The sequence below is a fragment of the Spirulina sp. CS-785/01 genome (genome assembly GCF_028330525.1).
Classification (GTDB): Bacteria; Cyanobacteriota; Cyanobacteriia; order Cyanobacteriales; family Spirulinaceae; genus JAQMSD01.
Genome location: NZ_JAQMSD010000064.1, coordinates 1 through 4,665, shown reverse-complemented (window position 1 = coordinate 4,665; position 4,665 = coordinate 1). Strand labels below are relative to the sequence as shown.

Genomic DNA, 4,665 nt, shown 5'->3' with positions numbered 1-4,665 from the left:
GTTTGTTGATTACGGTTTATTTTATTTGAGCGTTTTTGGTGCGTTACGCTGTCGCGCTTCGCACCCTACGGGATGATTTGGGGTTTGTTGATTACGGTTTATTTTATTTGAGCGTTTTTGGTGCGTTACGCTGTCGCGCTTCGCACCCTACGGGATGATTTGGGGTTTGTTGATTACGGTTTATTTTATTTAAGGGGGGTATTAGGGGGAAATGAGATAGTTTTTTGTGGAGGGGATATATATATGTGCGGCTCTATTTCCCATTATCAATATAAATCTTTGTCCAGTTCAAGTCAAGGGGGTTATTCCTAATTATTAATTATTCGTTATAATCACTCTCAATTTCAATTTCTAGGGTATCCTCATCGACTCGAATATAAAGCACATTGGGACGACAACAGACTTGGCAGTCTTCGACGTAGGACTGTTGAAACCCGGCACTAATGTCCACAAAGGTTGTATTCGGTTCGCCACAAAAGGCACAAGTATAGTCGCTGGTGTTTTGCATGATTTAATTGGGAAAATACTGCTTTGCGTCTTGTAAATGTTTGATTAAAGTTTCTTGGGGGAGAGAGGCTTGTAAATGTTGCCACGGTAAAATTTGCTCGGTATCCCACGTTTCATGAACGTAATACTCTAAGGGTGGTAGCTGTCCTTTTAGTTCTTTAAATGCGCGTTTATAACTGCCTACAGAATCTCCATAATGTCGGGTTAATTCTAATAAGGGGGTTAACCTGCGATCGCCTCTCGCAATTAACGCCTGAATCACTGACCAATTATAACTCTCTGGCCGGAATTCTATGCCCTGCGATCGCAGCTTTTTCTGTAACCACTTTAACCGCTTCTTGGCCTCCGAATTCACCCCAAACCACTGAAACGGAGTGTGCGCTTTCGGCACAAAGGTGCTACACCCCAAGGTCAACCGCAACCCAGGGGCTGCCTTTTTCATCGCTTCCATCATCTCCACCGTAGCGGCCACATCCTCCGATTCCTCCCCCGGAATTCCCACCATGCCATACAATTTCATCGCCTTTAACCCCCCCGCTTTCCCATTAACCGCGGCCTGAATAATATCTTCTTGTGCTAACTTCTTATTCACAATTTTTCTTAACCGTTCCGACCCACTTTCCACTGCAATAGTAATAGAACGAGTATCCCGGTCACTCAAGGTTTTTGCTAACTGTTCCGTCACCGTATTAGTCCGCACCGAAGCAATACTCAACCGCACCTCCTTATACTGGGGTTGGGCCAAATAAGCTAATAACTCACCAAACTCCGGGTGTTGCGTCACCGATGCCCCCAACAACCCTAAACGGTTGGTAAACTTTAACCCCCGTTCAATGGCCGGAATTAATGCACCCGCTAAACTCGCAGTCCGAAACGGTAAAGTTAAATAACTAGCCAAACAAAAACGGCACATTTCCGGACAACTGCGCACCACCTCCACCATATAAATATTTTCCCAAGCCGCGTGTTCTGTGACCACGGTGGAAGTCGAGAGGGTATTCCCCCGATAAGTTTGTTTCGTGACCACTTCCGGTATCTCTGCATCAATAGGGTCTATCTTTTCAATGATCCCCGTAGGATCACTATAAGTAATCTGGTATAGTTGCGGAACATAGACCCCTGGAACTTGCGCTAAATGACGGAGTTGTTTGCGCCGATTGGCGGTTCTCACGGCTTGATAAGCGTTAATGAAGTCATGGAGGAGGTTTTCCCCGTCTCCCAATAAAATCACATCAAAAAAGGCCGCAAAGGGTTCTGGGTTGGCCGTCAACACTGAACCCCCCCCAAAAATTAAGGGATGTTCCTCTCCCCGTTGTTCGCTGTGGGTGGGAATATTTAACTGTTCTAGGAGAGTGAGAATATTAATATAGTCCAGTTCCCAAGAGAGGGAAAACCCCACTAACTCCGGGTTACGGGGAAGGGACTCCTCAATGTCCGTAAACAGACGACTAACGGCTAAATCCGGTCGCTGCGCGAAGGTAGCCCAAACAATTTGATAGCCTAAACTGGTAATGCCAATGGTGTAGTCATTGGGAAAGGCAAAAATAAGGGGAATGGCATTCTCTTGGGGGGAGACAGGGGTAAACAGGCGTTTCTCGGCGGCAAACAAAGCAGTCATGCAGGTAAGAGAGAATTGTGCGATCTCTATTTTAATGGGTTTGCCTAGGGACCCGTTGATTCCCCCAAAAGGATGGCCTGTCTCCAAGCCGGAGAGAATGAGCAAAAATGGTAAAAGATTTGACAACCAAGGCTAGGAAAGGGGGGCAAAAGTAAGAATGTTTAGAACCTCACTTTCACCTCCAAGCCTTGAGACTGTTTACTTGTCTTGGTGGACTGGCCTTTGTTGCTGTCTTGAGGGTGGGAAAATACTCATGGGCATTCCAACAAAGTGTGTCACCCAAGAAAGAGTCACAAAAGAACGGATACTCAATCGCAAAAGCGATTAGTTAAAAATTTTGATGAAGTTCAGCTTATCGGTTACTAACGGAATCGCAGCTATTAAGAGTTTTATCACCAAAGGTGCAAAGAAAATACTCAAGAATAAGGAGATGACAGCGATAACAGCCGCCGATACCTTGATAATTTCTTCTTTGGCATTAATGTTCAAAAAAACGGCGACGGAAGCAACTGATAAGCTAACCACTAAAGGCGCAAGCATCATGGTTTCTGAATTCTAACCTTTAAATTACTGAAAAAGATGCGGTGCGTTCCTTCGGATTTTCACCCTACTTCCGTCTCTCCACATTTGACTTAACGGTACTTACTTAATGGTACTCAGTTAAAGCGCACAGTATAATTTCATTATAATTTCATTATAATTTCATTATAATTTCATTATAATTTCATTCTGTCCGCTTTTAACTGATGGGACTATTAACACAGTAGCTGATGTTCGAGATAGCGAAATTCTGGCGTTAAGACGATTACGTCGATAGTTTTACGCTAATGTTCCACCCCTGTGCTACTAGCCTCCCGCCGATTAACTCCAAGCCTCACTCAAAGCTAATCTGCTTCGCACCAGTTCAGCACACGCCAAATACTGTGGGGAGATGAACGATTTACATTTCAATACTTACTATTAGTATAACCTAGGATAGATTTTGTCAAGTGCAATACCAAGAACTTGTCATCGTATTGTGACTTCTATCACAAAATCTTTGGGTTGTAATCACTAAACTTTTGTATTAGCGATCGCGTTTCATCTCGATCAAGTTCACCCCCCCATAGGGGAAACAATCACCCCCCATACCGTCTAGATCAGGGACAGTAGAGTCAGGCAAATTGTTCACAGTGACTAAAATGTACCCCTCGATTCAACTACTACCTGGTGCGATTGGAGAAATTCTAGCCACAGCTAGTGAAACTGGAATTATCTCAGAAGCAGACCGCTATGGTTTAATGGCGGCGGTACTCGAAGACCGTCTGAACGAAGAGGAAAGACGAGCCGTAAACCGCCTACTCCGAGCCATTCGACGGGGAAAAGTCACCGTAAAAACTGCCTCTCAATTATAAAAAAACCTGATTTAACCAAGTCAAGATCATGAATACCTCCTCACTCACCAACCGTTTTATTAACTTTCTCAAAGAGGAATTGGCCATCCCAGCCGACTGTGTGGCCATCGCCATGAGACATCAAGAACACCATCCGAACTTTTTGCCGATGATTCTCTGGCAATACGGGTTAGTCAGCTTAGAGCAAGTGGATCAAATGTTCGATTGGTTAGAAACCGCTTAATCGGGTGCTAGGTTGTTGAAAATGATAAATTTCTTCCAACACTTGCACCCAACCCGCAGCCACCGAAGCTAACAAGCGATCGCCTTTTTCCTTCGTCGCTGAGGTTGCATCACCAATCACCCCACTGCGCGTTAAATCTTGAGTCACCCAAGCAAACGGCAATTGTCCTTCCATGCTCAACAAACTGCCTTCAGGTAATGTCGGGGGGTATTCACAGAGAAAACGGTCTGTTTTGACTTGTTCAGGAAGCAGTGACAACATAATACTGGTTTCCGCATCCCCCGCATGAATCCCCAACTCCAACTCTTTCGGAGAAATCAATTCCGCCGCTTCGTTAGGAACTTTCCAAGCAAAGAGAGGAAACAGCAAAAAATCCCCGTATTCTTGATGTAAGTCCCGCGCTACCATTTCGAGGACTTGCGGTTGTCCCCCGTGGCCATTAATAAACACTAATTTCCGAAACCCAGCGCGATAGAGACTCTCCGCCATTTCCCGCAACACCGAAGCCAGGGTTTCCCCAGAAAGGGTAATCGTCCCCGGAAAATGCCAATGCTCGTTAGATTTGCCGTAATAGAGGGGAGGGAGGGAGTAAGCGGGAATTTCAGGGTTCAGTTGACTAAGTGCTTTCCCCAAAATCCCGGTTGCAATGGCCGCATCTACCACCAAGGGTAAGTGAGGCCCATGTTGTTCAATCGCGCCAATCGGTTGCACTATGACAACATTGGCCTTATCCGGCATTTGCTCAATCTCTTGCCACGTCAAATAGGGAAAAAACCGTTCTGGGGGGATAAAGGTGTGCATGGTTTTGGGGGATGGGTTGGGTAATAGGAGATGGGGGAGTTGAGAGTTGAGAGTTGAGAGTTGGGGAATTGAACCACAAAGACACAAAGGACACAAAGGGAAGATGGGGGAGTTGAGAGTTG

7 protein-coding genes are annotated in these 4,665 nt (G+C 45.4%); 3 read left to right on the top strand and 4 right to left on the bottom strand.

Features of this window, described 5'->3' with window-relative positions:
• Positions 1-35 precede the first annotated feature (35 nt).
• A complete protein-coding gene (locus PN462_RS03650) occupies positions 36-158 on the top strand; it encodes a hypothetical protein (RefSeq protein WP_272126603.1) in 123 nt (40 codons plus the stop codon).
• Positions 159-319: 161 nt separating this feature from the next.
• On the opposite strand, the gene PN462_RS03645 is transcribed toward PN462_RS03650, so the two are convergent.
• From PN462_RS03645 to PN462_RS03635, 3 genes are all read right to left on the bottom strand, one after another.
• Positions 320-508 (bottom strand): CPXCG motif-containing cysteine-rich protein, encoded by a 189-nt coding sequence (locus tag PN462_RS03645; protein WP_272126602.1) that lies wholly within the window; start codon positions 506-508, stop codon positions 320-322.
• A gap of 3 nt (positions 509-511) precedes the next feature.
• Positions 512-2,125 carry a B12-binding domain-containing radical SAM protein gene (locus PN462_RS03640; protein ID WP_272126601.1) on the bottom strand — a complete coding sequence of 538 codons (1,614 nt, stop codon included), beginning with the start codon at positions 2,123-2,125 and terminating at the stop codon, positions 512-514.
• A 324-nt stretch (positions 2,126-2,449) separates the two neighbouring features.
• On the bottom strand, positions 2,450-2,668 hold the full coding sequence (locus tag PN462_RS03635) for a hypothetical protein (RefSeq protein ID WP_272126600.1): 219 nt from the start codon (positions 2,666-2,668) through the stop codon (positions 2,450-2,452).
• A 638-nt stretch (positions 2,669-3,306) separates the two neighbouring features.
• Between PN462_RS03635 and PN462_RS03630 the strand changes: the two genes are divergently transcribed.
• Together PN462_RS03630 and PN462_RS03625 are read left to right on the top strand one after the other, a co-directional pair.
• Positions 3,307-3,519 carry a hypothetical protein gene (locus tag PN462_RS03630; protein ID WP_272126599.1) on the top strand — a complete coding sequence of 71 codons (213 nt, stop codon included), beginning with the start codon at positions 3,307-3,309 and terminating at the stop codon, positions 3,517-3,519.
• 28 nt (positions 3,520-3,547) lie between these two features.
• The gene (locus PN462_RS03625) at positions 3,548-3,742 is read left to right on the top strand and encodes a DUF2949 domain-containing protein (protein WP_272126598.1); all 195 of its coding nucleotides are present in this window, start codon (positions 3,548-3,550) and stop codon (positions 3,740-3,742) included.
• Here PN462_RS03625 and PN462_RS03620 read toward each other — a convergent pair.
• Positions 3,728-4,543 (bottom strand): creatininase family protein, encoded by an 816-nt coding sequence (locus PN462_RS03620; protein ID WP_443029052.1) that lies wholly within the window; start codon positions 4,541-4,543, stop codon positions 3,728-3,730. The genes PN462_RS03625 and PN462_RS03620 overlap by 15 nt on opposite strands.
• Positions 4,544-4,665: the final 122 nt, after the last annotated feature.